The sequence below is a fragment of the Candidatus Babeliales bacterium genome (assembly GCA_016929235.1).
GTDB lineage: Bacteria > Babelota > Babeliae > Babelales > JABCYS01 > JAFGJD01.
Map to the genome: position 1 here is coordinate 82,465 of JAFGJD010000005.1, position 23,665 is coordinate 106,129.

The following is a 23,665-nucleotide window of genomic DNA, read 5'->3' on the forward strand; positions in this document are numbered from 1 at the left end:
TGTTTTGAAGCTGTAAAAGCAAAAAGCGGGTGTAGTGGAAAAGTTAGGTAGAAAAACAGTCGAGTGGTTTTCCATCACTCATCAGTGAGATAGTAAGGACGAGAATGTCTAAAAAAATTGAAATTACCGAAGTAAAGGTATATCCAGCAAAAGATAGTGGCAGGCTTAAGGCATATGCCACTATTGTGTTTGACAACTGTTTCATAGTCCGTGATTTGAAGATAATCGAGGGCGATAAAGGCTTCTTTATCTCTATGCCATCGCGGCGTAGAAAGGATGGCACATTTAGGGATATTGTGCATCCGCTCAATTCAGAAACTCGTCAAATGGTTGAGGAGTTTATCATCGATGAATATCAAAAATCAGTCGATGGCGAAGCAGCATCATTGTAGATTCATTTGGGGCGTAGCCAAGCGGTAAGGCACCGGTTTTTGGTATCGGCATGCGAAGGTTCGAATCCTTCCGCCCCAGCCATGTCTTTCTCCCGCATTTTTTTTGTTAGGCTTGTTTTTCGGACAGGTATTGTTTTTATATTCACGGAAGGAATGCGTATGAGTCTTTATTTTGTTACAGGAAATAGAAATAAGCTTCGTGAAATCCAGTTATTGCTTCCTCATGTGGAACAGCGCGATCTGGACCTAGTTGAGATCCAAGAAATCGATGCACATAAAGTAATCCAGGCTAAGTTACAAGAAGCATTTACTCATGCAGAGAATAATTCCTTCGAATTTATCGTCGAAGATACATCACTTTATTTAGACTGCATGAATGGGTTGCCTGGTCCATTTATCAAGTGGTTTTTACAAGCGGTTGGCGCAATGGGGCTTGCACATATAGCGCAATGTTGTGGAAATGACAAAGCGACTGCGCGTACTATTATTGGCTATGCATCGTCCCCCCAAGACATTCATTTTTTTGAGGGAGCGATTCATGGTTCTATCGTTTTACCTCGAGGTGAATCTGGCTTTGGTTGGGACCCTATTTTCTTGCCAGATGGTTATGATAAAACGTTTAGTCAAATGTCGATTGAAGAAAAGTTTTCGATTAGCATGAGGCGGCAGGCTGTTGAAAAGCTGAAGACATATCTTGAATCAAAGGGATAATAATGGGAAACCAATTATTGATTGCATCTGGTTCGAAAACACGGCATGAACTTCTTTTTGCATCGCGCATTCCCTTCACGGTGCTTTCGCAGGAGGTTGATGAATCGCAATGTGAGAAAAGCGGATCGCTGGAAGAATGCGTCACGCGCATTGCGCACTATAAGATGGATTATGTAAATGTTTCCATGACTTATGCAAAGAATGAAGCGATTGTGTTAACTGCCGACACGCTTGGTATGGATGCCCAGGGAGTGATTCATGGTAAGCCCGTTGATCGTGGTGATGCGGTCAAAAAGATCAAGGCATTGCGAGGGAAGGGAATAGTGGGTACAGCTTTCTGCCTCGAAAAACGTATGAAGCAAAATGGAGGTTGGGCTTCTATGGAGCGAGTCTGTCAGTATGTTGAGGCATCATATGTGTTTGATATTCCCGACAATTGGATAGATGCTTATCTTGACGCGGTTCCTGGATATTATTCTATGAGCGGCGCTATTACGATCGAGGGGTATGGATCTCAGTTTCTTAAATCAATTACTGGCTCATACTCGACTATTCTAGGTTTGCCTTTATTTGAATTACGGCAAGCTTTGGAGCGAATTGGATTCTTTAATTAAGCGTACAATTTTTCCCTGGATTCCAGCGTTTGAGGAGTTCCTTTAGAAGTAACTCTTTCGGAGAGGCGTTCGTTGGGTTGGGAAGTTTATTAGTAATGCGTTCAATAGTATGTTCGATAAATGATGTGTCGCAGGACGTGGTATCAATATGACGTACCGCTGGAATGATATCATTTTTTTTCAGCGTCTTTCTAAGCTGTTGTTCTACTGCATTGTCCAGGAATACTTCCATTTTTGACAAGAAATTCACAATGTACTGATTCATGTCATCAAGTGACTCAAAATCTTGCGAAGGCTTGTTTGCGGTCATTCCCTTAAATACCGCTCTATTAATCAGTCTTCGTAACCCTTCATTTTCATGCTCAAGTATCCATTCAATAAGTTTGACCAATTCGAGTGATACGACCACCTGCCGATCGGATATGGTGTCATCGAACATAGAGCCTCCCCTGAGTGTGATTTTGATTTTTCATCTTACCATAGCTTCGTATATCTTGCGCAGACGTGCAACCCTTTTTTGTACTGGGGGATGAGTTGAGAACCATGAGGTCCACCCGTTGCCGCTAAACGGATTCATGATAAAGATCGAAGCCATACTGACCTGAGCATTGTCCTGGGGGTTTAGGTGAGCATAGGTCATGTGGTCATGAATTTTTTCAAGTGCAGACGCTAAAGCAAGTGGATTATGCGATGCTTTTGCTCCTGTTTCATCTGCCATAAACTCGCGTGAACGAGAAAGCGCTAGCTGTACAATCATGGCAGCAAGTGGCATAAGCATTGCCACAAAGATCATAAATAATGGATTGCCACGACGGTTTCTATCATTGGACATTGACCCCCAGAAGGCAGCCCATCTGATCATATTGGCAAGGTATCCAATTGCAGTTGCAATAGTTGCTGCGATGGTGATGACTAAGGTATCTCTATTTTTAATGTGCGAGAGTTCGTGCGCGAGTACGCCACGAAGTTCTTCTTTGTTGAGAATTTCTAGAATACCCGATGTAACGGCGACCGAGGCATGCTTTGGTGAGCGGCCTGTTGCAAATGCATTTGCCATGCGCGTATTGACGATCCAGAGTTTAGGCATTGGTAGCTTCATGGTTTTTGTAAGCTCACGAACTATGTCATAGACCCAGCCGTAGCGTGTCTGGTCAAGTGGTTGTGCTTGGTACATTTTGAGCACAAGTGTATCTGAGAAAAAGTACATAATTCCATTCATAAGCAGAGCCATAATAAATGCAAATGTTAGGCCGTCCTTGCCACCAGTAAGGCCACCAATGAGCAAGAATAACCCGCTAAGGATAGAGAGTAACAGAATTGTCTTGATGTGGTTAAGAATCATAGCGTACCCTTTCTAGTCTTCGTATTCGATCTCCCAACCTTCTGATTCAGTGTCAGAATCATTGCTGGTGGGATTAGACTGACATTGCTCGATTGCTTTTTGCTTGATGACCATGAGGCGGTTGGCGCTTTCTTTGATGGCAGACTTTGTTGCTTCTTCTTGTTTCGTAAGGTCCTCAGTTGCCTGCTCAAATACGGTATTCATATCTTTTTGTAGTTTCTTAATCTGTTTTCTGAGCTTTAGGATCATCTCGACACCGGCGATATTAATGCCCATATGGTGGGTTAGATAGACAATCTCCTCAAGTTTCTCAATATCATCCTCTGAGAATTGGCGTGTTTTGCCTTCAGTTCTTTTTGGGCAGATGAGGCCCTCTTTTTCGTAGAGACGGATGGTCTGCTGATGGATAGAGAACATCTCTGCGACGGCAGATATTGAGAAAAAACCTTTCTTTCGTCTCATGGCGCTCCGTTCTCCTCTCACGAGTGGGTTATTTACTTATTTCCATTGTAGCATATATTTTTTTTGGCACTATATCAGATCCTGAATGAAACGGGGGCTCTATGAAACGAGGTCTTATAGCGTTATTACTGATGTTTGTGGGTATAAGTGAGGCTATTCAGACGAGAGTGCAATATGTCCGCTATGTCGAAGAAAAAGTGAATAATGCCATTTTTGCCCATCGGGTTGATATCATTGATGGTGTGGCCCAAGACCGATGGCTCATTAATGGTCAGAAGGTATCGGCAGAGGAATATGAAGAAGCTCTTTTGGATTCAGAGAAAGAGGAGCGTCGAGAGGAGCGTCGCAGGGTAGAAGCTCTCAAACGTCGGGAAGAAGAGGCTGAGGCACAGCACCAAGTATTCATACATGATGCTCGCAAAGATATTGCACGTAAACGACTCGAGCTTGTGATTAAGAATGTTGAATCCGAATTACTCAAAGTTAAAGAGCCAAAGCTTGAACCATATCTTGTTTTCGATCGTCAGACAGTTGCATCCGCAGATCTATTTAATCAGCTGCAAATTGATAGTCTTCCTGAAGCAAAACGATTGATTGCGCTCGGTCATGATGTGCAGGAAGAAGATCTGAGCAGAACAGCGGATCAGTTGGAAGCATTCGGCCCTCGTTTGCGTGACATGTTTAGGCTTACGGTGAAACAAGCGATCAACCAATGTGATGATACACGTTTGTTGAAAGAGTTACTTGAAATTGTTTCGTGATATATTAGACATTGAAGCGAATATCAAGAAGGTCACCGTCCTTGACAATGTAATCCTGTCCTTCGGTTTTGATTTTGCCCAGTTCTTTTAGCTTTACGATTGTCCCTGCTGAAAAAAGATCTTCACAATTAAATACTTCTGCACAGATGAAACCTCGTTCAAGATCTGAATGAATTTCTCCTGCTGCTTTTCTCACGGTGATTCCCTGTGGGATGGGCCATGCATGAGCTTCTTTTGGTCCACAGGTAAAGAATGTAATGAGTCCGAGGTTATGGTAGGTTTTTTGGATAATGGTTTCGAGCCCTGGTTTTTCAAGTCCAAACATTGCCATCATATCATGCGCTTCTTCTTCGGGTAACTGTGACAATTCATGCTCTATTTTTGCGCAGACAGGTATAACACGTTCTTTACCAAATGTTTTGACAAGTGTTTGTACGTGTGGGTTATCCCATTCTGATCCAATATCTTGTTCACTAATATTGGCAATGATCATGAATTTTTTGGCAGACAATAGGTTTAATGTTGAGAGTGGCTGGAAGGCCTGCTTGATTGCTTCAATATCACCGTGATCAAGTGCTGATCGTAGCGTGGTTAGTTGTTCAAGTTCCGCCTTGTATCCTTTTTGTTCTGCGGGGCGTGTTTGTGTTTTTTTGATCATGCCCTCGACTTTAGGAATACGTTTTTCAATTGATTCAAGATCTTTCAGAATCAGTTCTGAGACGATGATTTCGTAATCACCTAAAGGATCAATTTCTGTTTGTGTGTTGGTGACATTAGAACTTTCAAAGCAGCGGATCACGTGCAGGATAAGATCTACCTCACGTATATTACTCAAGAATGCATTGCCCAATCCTTCGCCAGCTGCAGCGCCTTTTACTAAACCTGCGATATCGACGAAGCTTACAGTACTTGGAATCAGTTTTTGTGAGTTAAAGATTGCTTGGAGTTTATCGAGTCGTGTATCTGGAACATTGGTAATGGCCATATGGGGATCTATGGTGCAGAAGGGATAATTTTCCGCCGGGACAGATGATTTGGTGAGGGCATTGAACAACGTTGACTTCCCCACATTAGGTAGTCCGACCAGGCCGGCTCTAATACTCATGAATACTCCAAACTTGTACTATATAACTATGGAATTTCCCTCAGTATAGCGCATATGGGCTGTTCGTGAAATCATGCCGGGTTTGTGAGAGATCTAGACTCTTTTAATATTTTGAAGAATGAGGTATGGTCGAATTCGTGGTAGTTATTCTTTCATTTCATACAGGAGAGTTTCTATGAAATGTTGTCGTACTCCTTGGGATACAGCTGCTTGCTGGATCAACGCAATTGCAGCCCTAAACATTGGACTTTGTGCCCTTGGTATTTTTGATATGTGGAAATTGAGCCCTATGTACACCATGGGTCTTGGTTATCCTCTTATGCTCTTGGTAGGTCTATCAGGTGCATGGATGATCGGACATGCTGTTTACCACATGATCAAATAAGATTTGAACAGATCTTATTGGAAAGGCTTGGCATTATGCCAGGCCTTTTTTTGTTGTTACCTCTCTTTGGGATTGGTTATAGTAGTCAGGGAGAATAAACAATGAAAAGGGAGTGTCATGAATAAAAAGAGGATTATTGTTTTAGGGCTATGTTACCTATCGGTTGGAGCCCTATTTGCGCCTGGAGCACCGGCTGGTGAGGGTGGCGCAAAACCATCAGAGTCTCGCTCTGAATTAGAACAAAGGCGTGAGGAGCGCGAACAAGAACAGCAGCGTAGAGAACAGGAGTTAGAGAGGGCGCGAGACACAAGGCGGACTGAGGAGCTTGAGCTTGAGCGCTTAAATAACGAGCGTGCTGAAATTGAGAGACAGCGTGAGCAGCGTGAACGCGAGGTATTGGAGCGAGAAGGAATTGATGCAAATGATCCTAGGGCTCAGGACGTTTTGAGAAGAGATGATCAATACAGAGCGATTGAGCAAAGGCTTAATGACAAAGATATTACGATTGGTGAGCATGATATGACTCGACTGCAGGCAATGCAGGACGCCTTAGAAGCGTCGCAGCAGCTTGATATTGTTAATACAGAGCTCTCTGACATTAATGCTCAGCTTGAACGGCCAGAGTGGAAAAGACGAGTTGATGCCATTGTGTCGTCAGTCACCCAGGCATTTCAAGAATGGAGGCAGAATAAAAGTTCTTCTATTAACAATGTGATCCAAAGAGTTAAAGACTCTATTTGGGCATCATTGATTGCGACTGCCAACAATATTATGAGTACCGGCCGTTTTATTTCAGGTAGATTAAATGCTGAATCATCTCGCATGGAGAATGATCTTATTGCAAAACAGGATGCTGTTAGAGAGGCGCAATCATTATTCAATGAAGGTGGCGGTATGGAGTCAGAGGCTGTTCAATTGATTCGTGACGCATTAACCGAAATGAGAGATTTGAGAGTTGCAGAGAGTGAGGGGACACTGGATGCAAAGGGGGAAGCCCGCTTACAAGAATTACAAGATACGGCTCGCAATCTGCTTGAAAGAGCTGAAGGGGAAGAGTTGCGGGTAATGAATGAATTGCAGGATCGTGCCAATTTATTGGTCGATGCCCTTGTGGAGAGAAATAGGACTCAATCTGACATTGATGCATTTGGAACGATGAGTCATGGCATGCGCCAGGTAGTGCAGACTACCCGTGATATCAATCTCAGTGATAGAGTGGCCGGTATTGCGGAGTCATTATTTGAGGGTGGAACCCCTGAACTTGGTCGGAGGTTGAACGTTAGGACGAGTACTGTTCATTATCAAGATGGATCATCGGCCGAAGTATATGAGTTTATAGATAGACAGTCTGGCGTTAACGAGCAAGCGAGAATTGATAAACTTCAGAATGTTGTCGACGGAATTAAGCCTGATGGACTAGATCCTGATCTCAGATCAGCGCTGAAGCAGCGATTGCAGGAAATTCGTGATGTGCTTTCAAGGGCGCAATTGCAACTTGCTGATAGTAGTAGAACCTTACAGAAGGATATAGTTATTGCAACATCATCAGCTGAGCAGGCTAGAAGTGACATTGTGCAAACATACGAGGAAAATATGGGCAAAGAAGGGTTTGAGAATGTTCCTATTCAAATTGGAGAGAATCTGATTTCTGGTCGCGATAGGATGCTGTATGCTCTTGAATATTATAAACTTGTTGAGCCAAAGCTGTTGACTGAGAGGACGCCAGAAGAGTTAGATCTAATTTTTGATTCCTTAACTCAAGAACAAGTAGACCAAGCCGTTCAACAAAAAAAACTTGAGCTTGAATCTTTAGAAGAAAGTGAACAAGTGCAACAACAGGCGATGGAAAGGCAAATGAATTATTTCATTAGATCTCCTGAACAGCGCGGGCAGTACAGTCAAGTCTTGAAGTATGAGCTTTTACAGAGATTAGATAGGCCTGAGGATGCAAATGCTGGATGGGATGCCTATTATGATGCCTTGGGGCAAGGTCTGTCTTTTTTAACACCTGAGACGAGCTTCAATTATATTTCGGCAATGGGTAGATATACGGGCCAGCTTGCTGAGCTTATAGGATCTTTAGACACTCAGATTGCACTACTTTAGATTTGAAAGTTTTGAATAAAAAAGAGCCGCAGCTTTTACACCGCGGCTCTTTTTTTCAGTACCTGGTTGCGTACTTACTCATTTATTTCAGCATCGATTGGTCCTTGGTCGGAGTGTTGATGCTGTGCTGATCCGTTTGCTTGTTGGGCGTCAGGACCAGGTTGTTGAGCTTGTGCTTCTTGCTGTTGTTTGTAGAGTTGTTCAGCAATCTTTTGTGAAGACTTTAACAGTACTTCCGTTGCCTTTTCCAGCTCATCCTTGTTGTCGGCGTGGTCTTTCAATGCAGCCTTTGCAGTTTCAACTGCAGCTTCAACATCTTTAATATCGCCTTCAGCAAGTTTCTCTTTATTTTCACGAAGTGTCTTTTCGACATTCACGATTGTGCTGTCAAGCTGATTACGCTTTTCAACAGTTTCACGTGCCTTACGATCTACTTCTTCGTTCGCCTTGGCGTCTTGGACCATCTTTTCGATTTCTTCCTTAGATAATCCACTATTGCTGGTAATGGTAATGCGTTGTTCTTTGCCCGTACCCTTGTCTTTTGCAGATACGTGTACGATACCATTAGCATCAATATCAAATGTTACTTCGATTTGTGGAACACCACGCGGAGCGTTTGGAATACCATCCAGACGGAACTGTCCAAGCATCTTATTGTCACGTGCAAATTCACGTTCCCCTTGCACCACACGGATATCAACAGCAGTTTGATTATCTTCTGCAGTTGAGAACACTTGTGATTTCTTTGTTGGAATCGTGGTATTACGTTCAATTAACTTAGTTGCTATACCGCCAAGGGTTTCAATGCCCAATGATAATGGTGTAACATCAAGCAAGAGAACATCTTTAACATCACCAGCCAAAACACCACCCTGGATGCCTGCTCCAAGAGAAACTACTTCATCAGGATTTACTGACTTGTTACATTCTTTACCGAAGTATGACTTTACCAACTCTTGTACTTTTGGCATACGAGTTGAACCACCAACCAAAATGACTTCGTTGATCTGATCTCGCGATAGACCAGCATCCTTCATCGCCTTTTTGCATGGTTCAAGCAAACGATCAAAAATATCTGAACACAATGACTCAAGCTTTGCGCGTGAGATTTTTACGTTCAAGTGCTTTGGTCCGGTTGCATCAGCGGTAATGTATGGAAGATTAATTTCAGTTTCATGCAATGTTGAAAGTTCAATCTTTGCTTTTTCAGCAGCTTCCCTTAACCGTTGCAATGCCATCTTATCGTTCTTAAGATCAAACCCTTGTTCCTTCTTGAATTCTTCAACAAGGTATGCAATCAAGCGTTGATCAACGTCGTCACCACCAAGGTGGGTATCACCGTTGGTAGATTTTACTTCAATAACACCATCACTGATTTCAAGAATAGAGATATCAAACGTACCACCACCAAAGTCAAAGACAGCAATAGTCGCGTCTTTCTTTTTATCCATGCCGTATGCAAGGGCTGCGGCGGTTGGTTCATTGATTATTCGCTTAACTTCAAGGCCAGCAATTTTACCAGCATCTTTAGTTGCTTGACGCTGTGAGTCGTTAAAGTATGCAGGAACAGTAATGACTGCTTCAGTTACTTTTTCACCAAGATACTCCTCAGCGACTTGCTTCAATTGGCTCAAGATAGCTGCAGAGATTTCTTGAGGTGTATACTCTTTGCCTTGTGCGACAATAGCGATATCGCCGTTAGGGCGCTTAGTAATCTTGTAAGGAATATGGTCAGCATCACCAGCGACTTCTTCATATTGATGTCCGATGAATCGTTTTGCTGAAAAGATAGTGTTTTCAGGATTAGTTACTGATTGTCGCTTGGCTAGTGTACCTACGAGACGCTTTCCGTCCTTTGTAAATGCGACGATAGATGGAGTTGTATTGCTACCTTCTTTATTTGGAATGACTTTTGCATTAGAACCTTCCATGAATGACACGACTGAGTTGGTCGTACCGAGGTCGATACCAATTATCTTTGCCATAATAAGTCCCTTTTTTTAGTGTTATATAAGGCCGGGATCATATACCCGGCTAACTTTTAAAATTCTCTATAGATTTTTAACTGTTCTGGAAGAAAATGTCAATGAGGTCTTGAAATTTTCTTAGTCTAGTAATGTAGATTATCTCATGCTTTAGTTGAGGCTAGTCTTTGGGAGGGGCTATCTGTGGCCAAAATAGTATGCCCTGAATTAAATCGATGTAAAGCCTGGATTCTGTTTGGCTAAGATGAGTCTCGAGTTCTTTTGTTTATATCTTTCTTCGAGTCCGTCTGATAATGCCAGGGGCTCCCCCTTTAAGTCTTTCTTACCTCCACTCCGCCCCCGCACGCCCCGGCTGGTGGGCCCGGGCCTTCGATGATGACATGGGGGTGGGCGAAAGTTCGAGACGGAGGGGTTGGGTAACGAGGGGGCACGGGTCTTGGGAAAGCTTGGCGAGCTCGTGCCTGAGGGCTCGAGCTACGAGGCTACGCACTGGGGGGAATGGATGAGGGCGCGAGCTGATAGCTCGTGGGGTAACAGGGCGGTGGTGCTCGGCTCCGTTTTCTATGCCCTGATCAAACACCCCCCGACTGTGCATAATGTGAATAAAAGAAATTATAAGGAATTATAAGGAATTATAAGGAATCATTATGTATAAGATTTTCTACGGACCTTATGATAGAACATGCTTATTGAGCCTTCACCTCCTCCTATCTCTCTACACACACTTCGCGCCTGCCCGCATTCCCGCGTATGCCCACAGAACCAATCGAACGTTACCCTTCCTTTTATATCCCTTACTTTTGTTATGGAGCAGAAAATCAAAACCCTCCATAAAGGGGAAAATCGGGCAGCCTCTCTACATCGGCCAGGTGGAATCTGGAGGTGCAACCGGACATATGAAATGCTCATGCAAAAAGCTACGCTACGATTGCTACTGTGGTTTTCGTTGTGAGGATCATTATCATAATACACGCATATCACCTTGTGTGGCGCCAGTTGTTGTGGCCATCCTGGTCTTTCTTTACTATATTTCCGTAGAATAGGGGTTGTGCGAGTAGGTCTTTGAGATGCACCCCTCAGTTCGTTCGTCAGCGCATAAATAAGATATGTTATAGTGAACTCCTGACCAAGACATCGTTGGTGATTATTCGTGCCATATGATGTTTCGTCAGAATGTGTAGCCCCCATTCTCTCTCAATGGACTTTTGGTTGACAGAGTGGGTTATTTCCGTTGACTTTCTCGGATCAAAACAAGTACTGTTATCATGTTACTAGGTATGGTTGAGTTGTAGAGGATTGCCTTATGAATGCCAGAATCTCCAGTCTTGCTATCGCAGGAAGTCTGCTTGTAACCCTTATTATCATAGGACGCCTTAGCATAGGCGTTTCGTATGCTGACCAATCTCTAGTAACAGAGACTTCTCAGGTAGCCGTTCAATCAGACCAAAAGAATGATAAGGCAGCCCTGGAGAAGCATGTCCCGTGGTTATTGTTGGCAACTGGCGGTGGTTTATCCGTTGCCGCACTCTTATGGTACGCTGCTTTCAAAACTCGAAGGCTTGGTGATAGAATTGATCGCGTGGGGCAACAGCTGGACATGGCACGCCAACAGTTAATTATGGCGCGTGCAGCCGGTAATATGCAAGCCGTGTTTCAAGCTAGAGTTGCAGAAAATGCGGCTATTGTGGAAGCTACAAGAATATTGGAATCGCCGTTTGTAAGGTTGCTGATCAGACTAGGGATTATCTAGTTTCCTTCTGCTCAAAAGAGGTCTCCCGGGTTCTATGAGTTGAAATCGGGCGCAGCATACGCGTAGCCAGGGTCTATCTTATAGATGGACACACTGGAAGACGCCATGGTTGTGTCACCCCTCATCTCAAATACATTATTGCTTCCAAAGAAGATAATGCTAATAATCTCATCAAGCTTGCTTGTCCCCATGAAACGCTGTTTTGATGACTTGATACTGTGAAAAAGAAGATTATGATAATAATATCAAGCTTGCTTTTCCCTGTGGGATACCGTTTGGATGGTTATGATGAATCTGAAAAAAGCTTGTATGTTAAAGATCTTCGATCCAAAGACGCTACCTGATGAGCTGAAAGAAAGATTCTCCGAAGTGGTGAGTTCTTAAGAGAGCCTGAGGCATGATCTGTAGCTGCCATAGGGGATAAGAATAGATCGGTGGGTAGAGCTCTGAAGACCAATCTAATACTTGATACTGGGTGTCTTACTTGATCGTAGGGTGTGGGGGTTTTTCATGAAACAGTTATGTGTGCTTTTAGCCGCTCTGATGAGTGTGTTTAGTTGCATAAATATATTTGCTGAAGATGGGCGACGTTTGTGCTTAGCTGCTCAGGATGGCAATTGGGCATTGGTGAGCGGGGAGTTGGCTCGAGGAGCTGATGTGAACTATGTATTGCCGTACAGTGGTTGGACGGCTTTGCAATATGCAGCAAAGTATTGTGAGCTGACTGCGGTATGTCAATTGTTGCTGAAAGGCGCTAACACAAATTTACCGAATCAGTATGATCAAACTCCGTTGCATCTTGCCGCAAGCGGGGGATCGGCTGCGATCGCGGTTAAATTAATATCGGCCGGAGCTGATGTGCATGCAGTGGATAGATTTGGGGATACTCCATTGCATAAAGCAGCGTTCAATAATCATTATACTGTTGTACAAATATTGTTGGGGGCTGGGGCTCGAGTAGATGCTCGAAATCGGTCGGGTCATACACCATTGCATCGGGCATCGCTATATACATATGACTCTGAAGTTGTCAGATTATTATTAGATGCAGGAGCTGATAGAGAAGCTATCGATAGGGCAGGAAAGAAACCAGCCCTCCAAGAAAGTGGGAGTGTAGCTTTAGAGGGTGAAGGATCGGTTCATAGCTTGTTCTGCGCACTTGGTTGGTGTAGGTAGAGTATGAGTAGTAGATTCAGATTCATTGTCGTTAAATAATGATTCGCCTGAAAATTGTCGCTAATGAATGCCTTCATGATACAGAGTTGTTTCCAGTTGGATCGTCTGGTTGAAAGGGTGATATTAGTGATGAGGTAAATGTTTGTATTAGGTATTGAACTAAGAGTATATTTTTAATAAAGACCGTACTATATGGAGGTTACTATGAAAAGAATGATCGTTTGGGTGATAGCGATCAGTGGTGTTTGTCATGCTTTGCAATGGGAGTTGGCAGACGAAGCAGCTCTTGATAGAGCGATAGAAAGGGTTGCATCACGTGATGAAGCGTATAGGGTTGACGCACTAGGAATTCCGTTGATCATAGGAATGATAAAAAGATGTGTTCGTACACACGCGGATCCAGACTATCAACGCTTGGAGAGAGTTCTACGACATGGTGTGTACCGTGTGTATCAGGGTGTTCCATTGTATAGAGTTGCCAAAGACATTGGTCTCGATGAGAGAGGCCGAGTCCTTCTAGAGAAAGTGTTACGTACACAAGATGCTCATCAAGAACGGGATACTCTTTTACGGACTGGGTGGAGGCGCTCGACATTAGCTATACTTGGTGAAAGAGATTAACATATCCAATGATTACGATATGGTCGTTTCTAAAAACTACATTTCAAAAGTTAGAAAATATCTTCGGCCCTAGATGCGATGTTTTCTAGTTTGCTAATATCATCAATTAAAAATCACTAAAACTAAAAATTAGGGGAGAATATGGTTGTATTTGTATTCTCCCCTAATTTTTAATGACGTATTGAAATTGTTGGAGTCTGCATTTTTTATAATCATGATTATTTCTTGTTTTAGATGAAAAGCGATACCGATAGCAGGGCGAGAGCGTTTGTCTTGATAAGTTCCCAAAATGTGAGTTGTTTCTTTGAAATGATATAGTCTATAAAGCTTTTGATTGCTACGATAAATATGAATGATATACATGCAAGTATGTACAAAGTTCCCGCACTTTTTTGATATTTTCCTAGTACTGCCCTTAGGGCTTCATGTTGCCATCGTATAATGAATCCCGATCCAATTAGCCATGAGAAAATATTGCCTGCTCGTAAGAAGATGTAGTCAGCAATAATGAAAATGGTACCCCAAAAAAGTTCTTTTTTCGCAATAGACCGAGCAATTTCATGTCCAAGGAATATTGATTGTATAATAAAAGAAAACAGTAATAGTGCTATGATGAAGAGCAGGCCAGTCGTCCATGCCACATATATAAGACCTTCAAAGCCCATGTATTGAAGGCCGAATAAAATAGTCGCCAAACGTAAAATATAACTTTTGATCATCAGAACATCTCCTAAACATAGTTACAGATGATAATCCTATTGTTATATAAGGCTGTAGGGAAAAACTCTATACTTCTTCGTTGGCACTTGTATTTGTTGGCCGATATTCTTCGGCAATCCATGCTTCTGCCAATGCTTCTGGTGGAGGCAGAAGAGCCTTGTCTAAATTGCGAGCGTATCTAAAATCGGTATGGTACAAATGTCCTGTGGTTACTTCTGTGAAGTCTGTTCCTTCGAGATTGGCATTCTGGAATGTGGCATTAGCAAGTACTACATCTTCAAATATTGCATATGATAAGTCTGATCCTATAAATTTTGCTCCATAAAAACCATAGATCCCATTGCCGGCCTTGAAGGTTGTCCCTCGAAAATTAGTGCTTTGGTACAGCTCTTCGTTCCACTCCGTTCCGGGATGACCATAGACCTCTTTGGGGCCATCGAGCATGATCGTAGTTTCAGGAAGTGGTTGCTCTGCGATGACGAGTTTTTCGTATGTCTCTAGCTGGTCAGCTACTGTTTCATCAGCTGTTATTTTCTCATCAGGTGTAATGTTATCTGCCATAAGGTTTTCAAGTATTGTAGTGTCATCAATAAGAGCTTGCTCTAGAAGTGACGTTGGGATATGAGCGCCAGTTAGGTTAGCGCCTCGTAAATCCGCTCCAACGAGTGATGTTTCCTCTGAAAAAACCGCTTCCGTGAGATCTGCTTTGTAAAATGATGCACCATTTAACATGGCTTGGGAAAAATTGGCTTTGTGTGCTATGGTTCGACCGAAGTTTGTATGTCGACAGTGCGCCCTCGTGAAATCTGCTTCTTTGAGCGATGCTCGTACGAAGGTGGAACCTGTACAGTCGCTGCGTCTGAGGACTGCCTTATCTAGGATCGCCTTACTCAAGTCAGCGCCCCCCAGGTTTGTCCTAATAAGTCGTGCTTCAGTGAAGTTGCAACCCACAAGTTTTGTTGGCTGAGGATTTCCAAAGAACCATGGAATATACGGCGAAAAGTCTGCATCGGTAAGATTTGCTCGCTTGAATGTTGAGTTACTCAGATCTTGACCACAATATGACCTTCCACTCAAATTCTGGCGATCATATGAGGGCGCTGCATAAGCGCTGCTTGCACATATAATGCTATATAGAACAATTGATATAAACGAAACCATAAGAAACACCCTCCCTATTATAAGAGTATTGTGATGATAATTGTTCACGATACTCAGAAACACTACAGCATCACTCTACTGAATGGCTGGATAGAAAATCAATAAAAAAGAGGAGACCAATCACAGAGTGATCGGTCTCGAAAATTGTGAAAAATAGAAGAAGCTTTTATCTCCAAGCGTCTACAAGTTCTGATGCTGGAGGCCATATAGCCTTGTCTTTGTTTTTTGCAGATCTAAAATCAGTGTGGTAAAGATCGCTTCTCTTGAGTTGACTAAAGTCAGTTTCCTCAATGTTAGCATTATTAAAACTTGCATTGGAGATACGAGCACCAGTAAAGAACTTTGCTCCTGTTAGGTCGGCACCATTAAACCAAACGCCGTAGAAGCTTCTATTATTGCGAGGCTTAAACTTCGTGCCTTTATAGTTGCCATCAACAAACGTTGATTCTTTTTCTTGTTCAGTCCAGTCTTTGCCATACACTGTGTCTGGTCCTTGAACGCTTGGTTCTGCTTGTTCATCACCACCAGAGCGAGTTAGTTCTTCTGGAGATACATTGGATGGAAGTTTAGCGTCTTTTAATATCGCGTTTTTAAAAATTACTGGCCACAAGTCTGATCTGGAGAGATTAACATTGCTTAGATCTGCGCGAGTTAAGTCGGCATTTTCAAAAGTTGTGCCTTCTTGAAGAGTAATTCTTCCAAAATTAGCATTCTGCATTTTAGCGTTCTTAAAATTAGCTTCTGTAAGTGTGGCATTATTAAAGGACGCACCCTCTAGATTTGTAAATGTTCTAAATCCGAAAACGCCTGCAGGAGAAAAATCTGCTCTTGAGAGATCTGCGCCATCAAAAATCGCTCCGGCTAGCTCTGCACCACAAAATTTAGCCTCTGTAAGGTCTGAGTTTGCAAAATTAGCGTTGGTTAGCTTTTGTTTAGAAAAATCTCTTCCTGCAAATGACATATTTTTATAATCTTCCATATCTGCATATGCCAGGCCCATGATTGACATTGCAATCAACAATCGTTTCATACATCTATCTCCTCTTTTGATAAAACGATACAATTTTCTCCGCATCCATATTAACCCTAACATACCCATTATAGGTAAATCAACACTTGATTGGCTATTTTTCTGGTTAATGATGCAGTAAGGCGTTGACAATAAATGAGAGAACGAGGGCGCATGCTGTGCTTGATGCGATCCAACTGATTCCATAGCCGATATTGTGGGGTATAGTGTATGACTTGCGTACGAAATATACCATGACTCCTAAGGTAATCAGCTTTACACTATGTAAGAATGCGATCAATGGCAGAAAGTGAACCCGTCGCAACAAAAGCAAAAAGACAATAAGTCCTACGGTGTAAATGCCATATGCCTGCAATAAAAGCCTGTATCGTTGTTTTACTTCTAAGAATCGCTCATATGGTAAAAGGAGAAACTCTAGAAAGTAACCAGTAATCAGTATGACAAATAGAGTGAAAATAAGTGGGTCTTTTTGAATATGCGTAAAGCTTTTAAGAATGATACCAAGCAGATGTGTTTGAGAAAGGAAGATTAAAATTCCAAGTAAAATACTGCAGAGTGAAATGGTTGTTCGATACAATAAAGAGAACGCCTCTGCCTGTTTTCGTGGTAGATGATCTGCATGAGCAAGTAGAGAGGTATCAGCGGTACCGAGTGTCTTGAGCATCGTTCGTTGAAAAAGAAGAGCTCCATCATTGGCGAGTTTGAAAATGTTGGCAATCTGTGGTCCGATAATATAGGTTAAGAGCGGAATGAGAAAATTGCGCTCGGATAAACTTTTAAGACTCGTAGTTCCCCATAGGAGTATTGAATGTTTGGCAAAAGATTTCCAAAGATTTTTTGTTGGCGCATGGAATTCAATTACAGTGCGCTTTAAAAATGGAAGGATGCATATGCTTCCGAAGATGACTCCAGCATTACAGAGCATCTTGTTGAAGAGAATGAGATAGACCAGATCTGAGCTTGTGTGAGGTGTTAGAAGTGCTACGGCATCAAGGAACATCTCGCATAGTAGGGAAGCGGTTATGAGAAGGTTAAAAAAACGATTCCAAAAATACGCATGATAAATAAGTCGAAACAGAGAAATAAGCCCTTCGGTAACGAATAGATGAGTGGCAATACCAATAATCCATGTCGACGCAGAAAGACCAAGGATCAAAAAAAATTGTCGAAGTCCATAATAGAAAATGGGTGTAAAGCCTAGTAGAATAATCGATTGATATGTGATGATCCTAACCAAAAAGGTGTTAAACTTAGTGGGTGAAGCAGAGAAATAGAGCGCAAAGCGTGGGATAGATTTTTTCAAACCCGAATCGATCCACAAGAGAGCAAGAAAAGTAATAGATGACGTATTACTCCACAGTGCGAAATCATGGGTAGAAAGATGCCTAAAAAATAGGAGAGTGAGTAATGTCATAGCGACTTTGTAGAACAAATAAAGAGAGGCATTCCAGTTAATTGCTGCTGAAAATTTTGCCGCTAATGCATCTTGATCCATAACAAGCCTATCATCTAAATATGTTCCAACAGTACCCCAAAATGATTTTAAAGTCACCACGTCCTATTGTTGTCATATAACGCCTCTTGCGTATAATTTTTCGCAAAACTCAATTTTTTTGTGATTACGTAAAGTTGGCGTGAAATATCTAGGAGAGGGTTCAATGGGTGTGTTCATAAATGATGCTTCGGATAATATTGGTGCTCATAGTCGAAGTTTCCACATGCGGTATGCGTAGAGGCTAATCATGCCAAGAGTTCCTGCACGTATAGCGAGGGTTCCGACCAGAGCGTGTAGCGGAGAAAAGCTCCATAGCCACGGCAAGACACTGAAAAGTACAAGTGTTCCAAGTGTGGTATAGGCGGTAAAGATGTGAGCTCTCTCTTCTACGAAGAAAAATTCGCGATATGTTACAAGAATATTCTCAGTAAAGTGGACTATGAGGAAGATGCTCAGAGGAATCCATGTTGTTGAAGGGACATCAAAATGAGAACGCATGTACGGGTAGGTTGCTGCGAACATGATGATAATGCCACCTAACGTGATATAAAGTACACGATTGATTTTATGGAAGAGACGTTGTTTTTGAAGAGGGCCATGATACCGAATATGGGCAAAGGCTGCTCCACTAGTAGTACCAAATAGTTTCTGAATAATTCTACTGAGCGAATACGAACCGTGGCTGACTAGCGTTAATATCCCTGCTCGCTGTATGTCGAAAATACTTGCAAATAAGGGTATCCAGAGATTGCTTGAAGAGAGTTGCGATAAAATTTGGTAGAAGGTGCATGATATACGATGAAAAAGTATACGTGCGAAAATAGGTTCCTTGAGTGTGCCGTGTGATGGAAGTGTATCATAATATTGCTTTGTTAAGATACAGAGTACTCCAAGTGATAGGATTGAAAGGATTGCGAATGGAACGAGAATCTGTGTGAATGAAAGACTTCCGACTATACCGTAACTGGTCCATACGATTGAGCAATAGAGAATTAATGTTCCAATTTCAATAAATGCAAGTGGCTTGTTTTTGAATGGTACATATAAAAGATGTCTGATTGTACGTTTCATTCCTTCAGTCATAATGAGGAGCCACATAATATTCAAGACCCACATTCGATCATTGGAGATTGCAAGAATATCTAAAAGTCGAGAATAATGAGAGCCTAACAACATGAAGAATAATGGTGGGAGTGTTGCGAGAAGCGCTATGTTAATGCAAAGTTGTCGCAGAATGACCTGTCTAAATGTCTCTTTGCTGCGAGTTGCCTCAACAAAAAATGGTTGCCATGACTGATATAGGCCGAAATTAAAAACGTTGGTTGCGAGAAATATAATGGCAAGAATTGTTCCGATATAACCATAAAAATCTCCCGATACATAGAGTGATAAAAACCATTCATGGCACAACAAGATCAATTGATATCCAATGGCCTCTACTGAGCTCCATACAAAAGCATATTGAAATTTTTCATACCAATGATTCATGATACAACCTTGTATTTTATTAAGAGATGCAGTACAGAAAAGATACATGAGAAAAGATAAAGATGAAAAATTAGAAGAAAAACTTTTTTACAGTATACTGTGGTTTGTGTGTGGATAAGTTTTTCGGTGAGATGTATTCCAATGAAATAAAAGGAGTCATCTATGACCGATAATCCATCGCCTGTGACCGTTCCTCGCTTCAAAGCTGCAACAACAACCTACTCAATACATGATCGAGTTGTCTATCCTGGCCATGGGGTTGCGGAGATAACTAACATTCTTGAGAAAAGTATAGGTCAATGTAGTATCAAATTTTATGAGCTTAAATTCCTGAATAAGGACATGACAGTCTTAGTTCCCCTACATAATTTGCCGTCTGTTGGTATTCGCCCTCTGAGTTCTTCAGAGCGTGTTCATATGGTGTTTGAAGCACTTGCGCGCCCTGCTCGCAAAATATCTCCGTACGAACTTACGGCAAGCAATTGGAATAAACGAAATAAAGAATACCAGACAAAAATCAGAAAAGGTGATCTGAACGATTTGTCAGAGATTTATCGTGATTTAAAAAATATTGCGCAGCAAAAAGAGTTGTCATTTGGCGAGAAAAATTTACTTCACCAAACTGAGCATCTGCTTGTTGAAGAAATCGCATTGATTGAACGAGTTAATGAGGAACGAGCAATTGAGCTCCTTCGTTCCATGATTAGCCAAGGCTTTGCAAACAAGCAGGCGCAGCACGTATCAGAGTAGCAGTATATGGAGCAACAGATTGGAATTATTACAGGACCTACCGGGAGCGGTAAAAGTGATTGCGCTCTCGATATTGCTTGTGAGATGCGGGCTGAGATTATCAATGCGGATGTGGGACAGTTTTATGAGCCGTTAACCATTGGTACAGCTAAACCGGACTGGAAACGTGCTGCACAAGAACATCACTTGTTTGATTATCTCACAAAGCCGGTTGATCTTACAGTCTGGGAATATCGACAAGCGGTGCTCCAAAAGATTTCAGAGATCTGGAAACGTAAGAAGCTGCCACTTCTTGTGGGGGGCTCGGCTTTCTATCTACAATCACTTTTCTTTCCACCACTTGCAAGCTCGCATGAACTTCCGCAAGACTATGCTGACTATTCTCAACAGCAGTTGTGGAATATATTGCGTGAAATAGACCCACAGCGCGCAGCGGAAATACAACCTCAAGATCGTTATCGTGTGGAAAGGGCATTGGCTATCTGGCATGGTTCTGGACAAATGCCGTCCCGTGTGAAGCCGGAGTTTGATCCGCTTGCTTCGTTTGCCATGGTTATTGTTGAACGTGAGAGGGATGATCTCAATAAGCGAATTAATTTACGCGTGGAACAGATGATCGATGCGGGCTGGATCGATGAGGTTAAGGCATTGATGGGCACTGCATGGGAAGCATTCTTAATAAAGAAAAAATTGATTGGATATGATGATATTATTCATTACTTACGTGGTGAGTTGAGACGTGAGGAATTAATCACGACTATTCAGACAAAAACACGTCAGTATGCAAAGCGCCAGCTGACGTTCTTGCGAATGTTTGAGCGGAAGTTGAACAGCGCTCTTATATCCTGTCCTGAAGGGTACGGAACGGTTGCTCGAGTCAACTTGACTTTGACCGACGTTCCTCTATATATAAGGCAGATATCACAAATTCTAGGAAAGCAAGTAACTAAAAAGAAATGAATATTTTAAAAAAAGGCCCTACTGATTCAACGCAGCAATCGTCTCAAGAGAAGCATGGTGTTGTGATTCATCCAAAATATTTGAGTCGCATTGTGGCCTTGTTTTTATTAACAAGTTGTTGTGTATTCTTAGGTGGGTATTTCTGGGGACAACGCACAGCAATTGATCAGCTTTTGAATTCCATTGAGCGGGATTCGTTTGCAGATCAAGTATACTACTCGATGTGTGCAGCTTATGACCAACGTGATTATGAAAGTAATGGGCCTGATGCGGTTCGTGACGAGGTGGCAGCAGAGGTGGTACAAGCGCAGAATGAGACTACTGCTTGTGATGGAATAAAAAATAAAGTCGAGCCAGTCACGACCGCACCGGAACAGGCCGGTCGTTTTTATGCACAGCTTGCTGGATTTGGAACGCAAAAAGCGGCAGAAAAATTAGTGCGAAAATTACAATCCCAAGGTATCCTTACTGAAGTATCTCGTCGTGTAAGTAAGACTGCAAAGGGAAAAACAATTGCATGGTACCAGGTGATTACGCCTGACTATCTCACAAAAGATTCATTAGAAGCGACGATTAATGAAATCAAAACACATGAGCGGTTGCACGATGTGCGCGTAATTAAGCGCTGTTAGGGAACCGTAACACGGATCAAGGGGTTGTTTATGCCATTTAATAGGTGGTTTAAAAATGTTTCCAAATACTGGACAAAGGCACACTACCGAGCACAGCTGCGAAGAAGTTTTTATAAAGGAATTGTCTGGGTACTTGTCGTTGGAATGAGTATTTCTTTTGGTCTAGTTAACTTTTTAACACGTTCTCAACACAAACAACAAAATACTGTAGCTCATGTAGATGGTGCGTCCATCGGTGCATGGCCATATCATCGAAGAACTTCTGCGAAGCGCGAGAGTTTGGCAATGATGCAGCGTCAGTTTTCCCAGTTCGGGGTTCCCTTTGATTTAAATGAAGATCCTCAAAAATGGGCCATGGAAACTCTTATTAATGACGTTTTACTGGATGCTGTAGCGGGAGATCTTCGTTTAAATCTTGATGAAGATTATATTGCATACAAGTTAATGGATCCCTACTTTGCCTTTGAAGAACTGTCTGAGTTTATACCCATTCATGTTTTGTTATCACAAAGTTTTGATGCAATGACAATTTCACAGGCATTACAGCAAAAAGGAATCTCTTATCGGGAGTTTGAGTTGTTCATAGAAAAAGCCTTGGCGCGACGATGCGTGAAAGATATAGTTCGTAACGCTTTCTATGTACCAGCCTTTTCCTTGCGTCATGAGTATCAAACGCAGTATGCACCTAGAGATTATACGTTATTAGAATTATCGCTTGATTCATATGTGCAACATGAAAAAGAAACGCAATTAGAGGATAAGGACATTACTGCGTTCTTTGAACAGCAAAATATGACTACGAAACGGTATGATGTTCCTGAGCGGCGCAGTGGAAAGATGTGGGAGTTTAAGGCGCAAGATTATAAGGTAATGGTTTCTGATGCTGATTTGCGTGATTACTACGAAAATCATAAAAGCAAGTTCATTGATGCTCCCGCAAAAGTCAATGTGCGTAGAATTTTGATTAAACAAGATGATGGGGCTCAGCAAAAAACACAAGATCTGTATGATCAGCTTATAAAAGATCCCGATTCATTTGCAAAGAAAGCAAAAGGGGTATCTGAAGATCCTGAGACCTCTAAAAAAGGTGGTGAGACCGGATACTTTGTCAAAAAGGATAAGAGCAAAGTTTTTGGGACAGCAGCATTTAGACTCAAGCAGCCTGGTGATATTTCTCCAGTTATTCAAACCGATGATGGATACGAAATTTTACAGCTCATTGAAAGAACAAAGATGACCTACAAATCTTTTGATTCTGTAAAAAGTTCACTCCATGCTCAAGTAGTAGATAGAAAGTTTAAGCTTTCATTTTCTGATGACATTGAAGAACTTCTAACAAAAGTGCTTGGAAATAAAGATTCCATTGAACAGTTTGTTAAGAATCATGGCGGAAAGGAGCGTACCTTAGACGAGGTCACTCGTGATAGTTCTGTGCGTGCGGAGCGCTTGTTTAAAATACGGGGAAAAGATTTCGCTTATTTCAAAGAGGGTGATCTGGGGATATTGATCCAACTGACAGATATTCATCCAAGTTATACTCCAGAGCTTGTTTCTGTTCGTGAAACCGTGGTTGAGGATCTTTACCGTGATAAGGCGACGAAGGCCCTCAAGAGAGACCTTAAGCTTGCGTTGAAGGATGTCTCATCCTCTTCTATGGGAGAGCTTGCCAAAAAATATAATGGTATTCTTCGCAAAGTAGTAAAGGTTGTAGCTAGTGACGACAAGCGCAAAGAAAAGTTAGGTAAAGATAATATGCCAGTCGATACGATGTTGATGTTGGAAGTGCCAGGTAAAGCTACAACTGTCTTTGAAGGTCTCACTGGATATCTTGTGCATCTTGATTCAATGACAGCATTTGATAAAGATGACTTTGATCAACATAGGCAGGAGCTTAGCCTTCAGTTGCTACAGAAGTATGGGGCACTTGAGCTAGAAAGTTTCATTGTGGGACTTCGTCGTGCGGCAACGATCACGTTGAATGAGAAAGCGTTAGACAATCGATAAACGTTATAATCCATG

At 42.1% G+C, this 23,665-nt stretch carries 23 protein-coding genes and 1 tRNA gene; 14 read left to right on the forward strand and 10 right to left on the reverse strand.

All coding sequences use genetic code 11. From position 1 onward, the window contains the following. The first annotated feature begins 104 nt into the window (after positions 1 to 104). The 4 genes from spoVG to JW872_02475 all read left to right on the forward strand — a co-directional run bounded on the left by spoVG (position 105) and on the right by JW872_02475 (position 1,717). Positions 105 to 392, forward strand: a complete 288-nt coding sequence (gene spoVG / locus JW872_02460; GenBank protein ID MBN1549500.1) for a septation regulator SpoVG — start codon at positions 105 to 107, stop codon at positions 390 to 392. Positions 393 to 399: 7 nt separating this feature from the next. Further along, positions 400 to 474: transfer RNA gene (locus JW872_02465), tRNA-Gln, on the forward strand. A gap of 77 nt (positions 475 to 551) precedes the next feature. After that, complete coding sequence (locus JW872_02470) at positions 552 to 1,103, forward strand: non-canonical purine NTP pyrophosphatase (protein MBN1549501.1); 552 nt, start codon at positions 552 to 554, stop codon at positions 1,101 to 1,103. A 2-nt stretch (positions 1,104 to 1,105) separates the two neighbouring features. Continuing rightward, on the forward strand, positions 1,106 to 1,717 hold the full coding sequence (locus JW872_02475; protein ID MBN1549502.1) for a Maf family protein: 612 nt from the start codon (positions 1,106 to 1,108) through the stop codon (positions 1,715 to 1,717). On the opposite strand, the gene JW872_02480 is transcribed toward JW872_02475, so the two are convergent. From JW872_02480 to JW872_02490, 3 genes are read right to left on the reverse strand one after another with little or no spacing between them, the layout of a single operon-like run. Continuing rightward, complete coding sequence (locus JW872_02480; GenBank protein ID MBN1549503.1) at positions 1,710 to 2,156, reverse strand: hypothetical protein; 447 nt, start codon at positions 2,154 to 2,156, stop codon at positions 1,710 to 1,712. The two genes, JW872_02475 and JW872_02480, sit on opposite strands and share 8 nt — an antisense overlap. Before the next feature lie 30 nt (positions 2,157 to 2,186). Continuing rightward, entirely contained in the window at positions 2,187 to 3,059 is an 873-nt protein-coding gene (locus JW872_02485) for a zinc metalloprotease HtpX (GenBank protein ID MBN1549504.1), read from the reverse strand. A 12-nt stretch (positions 3,060 to 3,071) separates the two neighbouring features. Beyond that, the gene (locus JW872_02490; protein MBN1549505.1) at positions 3,072 to 3,521 is read right to left on the reverse strand and encodes a MerR family transcriptional regulator; all 450 of its coding nucleotides are present in this window, start codon (positions 3,519 to 3,521) and stop codon (positions 3,072 to 3,074) included. 101 nt (positions 3,522 to 3,622) lie between these two features. Here JW872_02490 and JW872_02495 point away from each other — a divergent pair, with 101 nt between their 5' ends. Then, positions 3,623 to 4,282, forward strand: coding sequence for a hypothetical protein (locus JW872_02495; GenBank protein MBN1549506.1), 660 nt, complete (start codon positions 3,623 to 3,625; stop codon positions 4,280 to 4,282). A gap of 4 nt (positions 4,283 to 4,286) precedes the next feature. Here the strand turns inward: JW872_02495 and ychF are convergent, their stop codons facing one another. Then, the gene (gene ychF, locus JW872_02500; protein MBN1549507.1) at positions 4,287 to 5,387 is read right to left on the reverse strand and encodes a redox-regulated ATPase YchF; all 1,101 of its coding nucleotides are present in this window, start codon (positions 5,385 to 5,387) and stop codon (positions 4,287 to 4,289) included. A gap of 175 nt (positions 5,388 to 5,562) precedes the next feature. On the opposite strand from ychF, the gene JW872_02505 reads away from it, so the two are divergent. Further along, positions 5,563 to 5,772 (forward strand): hypothetical protein, encoded by a 210-nt coding sequence (locus tag JW872_02505; protein ID MBN1549508.1) that lies wholly within the window; start codon positions 5,563 to 5,565, stop codon positions 5,770 to 5,772. Between the two features lie 117 nt (positions 5,773 to 5,889). Further along, positions 5,890 to 7,878, forward strand: a complete 1,989-nt coding sequence (locus JW872_02510) for a hypothetical protein (GenBank protein ID MBN1549509.1) — start codon at positions 5,890 to 5,892, stop codon at positions 7,876 to 7,878. A gap of 74 nt (positions 7,879 to 7,952) precedes the next feature. Here JW872_02510 and dnaK read toward each other — a convergent pair whose 3' ends face one another. Further along, on the reverse strand, positions 7,953 to 9,863 hold the full coding sequence (gene dnaK, locus JW872_02515) for a molecular chaperone DnaK (GenBank protein MBN1549510.1): 1,911 nt from the start codon (positions 9,861 to 9,863) through the stop codon (positions 7,953 to 7,955). 1,303 nt (positions 9,864 to 11,166) lie between these two features. Here dnaK and JW872_02520 point away from each other — a divergent pair. The 3 genes from JW872_02520 to JW872_02530 all read left to right on the forward strand — a co-directional run bounded on the left by JW872_02520 (position 11,167) and on the right by JW872_02530 (position 13,410). Next, positions 11,167 to 11,613, forward strand: a complete 447-nt coding sequence (locus tag JW872_02520) for a hypothetical protein (GenBank protein ID MBN1549511.1) — start codon at positions 11,167 to 11,169, stop codon at positions 11,611 to 11,613. A gap of 510 nt (positions 11,614 to 12,123) precedes the next feature. Next, positions 12,124 to 12,789: an ankyrin repeat domain-containing protein gene (locus tag JW872_02525; protein MBN1549512.1), complete on the forward strand. Its 666-nt coding sequence runs from the start codon at positions 12,124 to 12,126 to the stop codon at positions 12,787 to 12,789. Between the two features lie 204 nt (positions 12,790 to 12,993). Next, positions 12,994 to 13,410 carry a hypothetical protein gene (locus JW872_02530; protein ID MBN1549513.1) on the forward strand — a complete coding sequence of 139 codons (417 nt, stop codon included), beginning with the start codon at positions 12,994 to 12,996 and terminating at the stop codon, positions 13,408 to 13,410. A gap of 230 nt (positions 13,411 to 13,640) precedes the next feature. Here JW872_02530 and JW872_02535 read toward each other — a convergent pair whose 3' ends face one another. The 5 genes from JW872_02535 to JW872_02555 form a co-directional block, all read right to left on the reverse strand. Then, on the reverse strand, positions 13,641 to 14,129 hold the full coding sequence (locus JW872_02535) for a hypothetical protein (protein ID MBN1549514.1): 489 nt from the start codon (positions 14,127 to 14,129) through the stop codon (positions 13,641 to 13,643). A gap of 67 nt (positions 14,130 to 14,196) precedes the next feature. Continuing rightward, positions 14,197 to 15,291 (reverse strand): pentapeptide repeat-containing protein, encoded by a 1,095-nt coding sequence (locus JW872_02540; protein MBN1549515.1) that lies wholly within the window; start codon positions 15,289 to 15,291, stop codon positions 14,197 to 14,199. A 166-nt stretch (positions 15,292 to 15,457) separates the two neighbouring features. Continuing rightward, on the reverse strand, positions 15,458 to 16,321 hold the full coding sequence (locus JW872_02545; GenBank protein MBN1549516.1) for a pentapeptide repeat-containing protein: 864 nt from the start codon (positions 16,319 to 16,321) through the stop codon (positions 15,458 to 15,460). 106 nt (positions 16,322 to 16,427) lie between these two features. After that, positions 16,428 to 17,876 (reverse strand): hypothetical protein, encoded by a 1,449-nt coding sequence (locus tag JW872_02550; GenBank protein ID MBN1549517.1) that lies wholly within the window; start codon positions 17,874 to 17,876, stop codon positions 16,428 to 16,430. Positions 17,877 to 18,020: 144 nt separating this feature from the next. Beyond that, a complete protein-coding gene (locus tag JW872_02555; protein ID MBN1549518.1) occupies positions 18,021 to 19,304 on the reverse strand; it encodes a hypothetical protein in 1,284 nt (427 codons plus the stop codon). A gap of 162 nt (positions 19,305 to 19,466) precedes the next feature. On the opposite strand from JW872_02555, the gene JW872_02560 reads away from it, so the two are divergent. The 4 genes from JW872_02560 to JW872_02575 are packed head-to-tail and all read left to right on the forward strand — an operon-like array spanning position 19,467 to position 23,650. Next, positions 19,467 to 20,054 (forward strand): hypothetical protein, encoded by a 588-nt coding sequence (locus tag JW872_02560; protein ID MBN1549519.1) that lies wholly within the window; start codon positions 19,467 to 19,469, stop codon positions 20,052 to 20,054. A gap of 6 nt (positions 20,055 to 20,060) precedes the next feature. Further along, a complete protein-coding gene (miaA, locus tag JW872_02565; protein ID MBN1549520.1) occupies positions 20,061 to 21,014 on the forward strand; it encodes a tRNA (adenosine(37)-N6)-dimethylallyltransferase MiaA in 954 nt (317 codons plus the stop codon). Further along, positions 21,011 to 21,646: an SPOR domain-containing protein gene (locus tag JW872_02570; protein MBN1549521.1), complete on the forward strand. Its 636-nt coding sequence runs from the start codon at positions 21,011 to 21,013 to the stop codon at positions 21,644 to 21,646. Before miaA ends, JW872_02570 begins: the two co-directional genes overlap by 4 nt. Positions 21,647 to 21,676: 30 nt before the next feature. Next, positions 21,677 to 23,650 carry a peptidylprolyl isomerase gene (locus JW872_02575; protein ID MBN1549522.1) on the forward strand — a complete coding sequence of 658 codons (1,974 nt, stop codon included), beginning with the start codon at positions 21,677 to 21,679 and terminating at the stop codon, positions 23,648 to 23,650. The last annotated feature ends 15 nt before the right edge of the window (positions 23,651 to 23,665 follow it).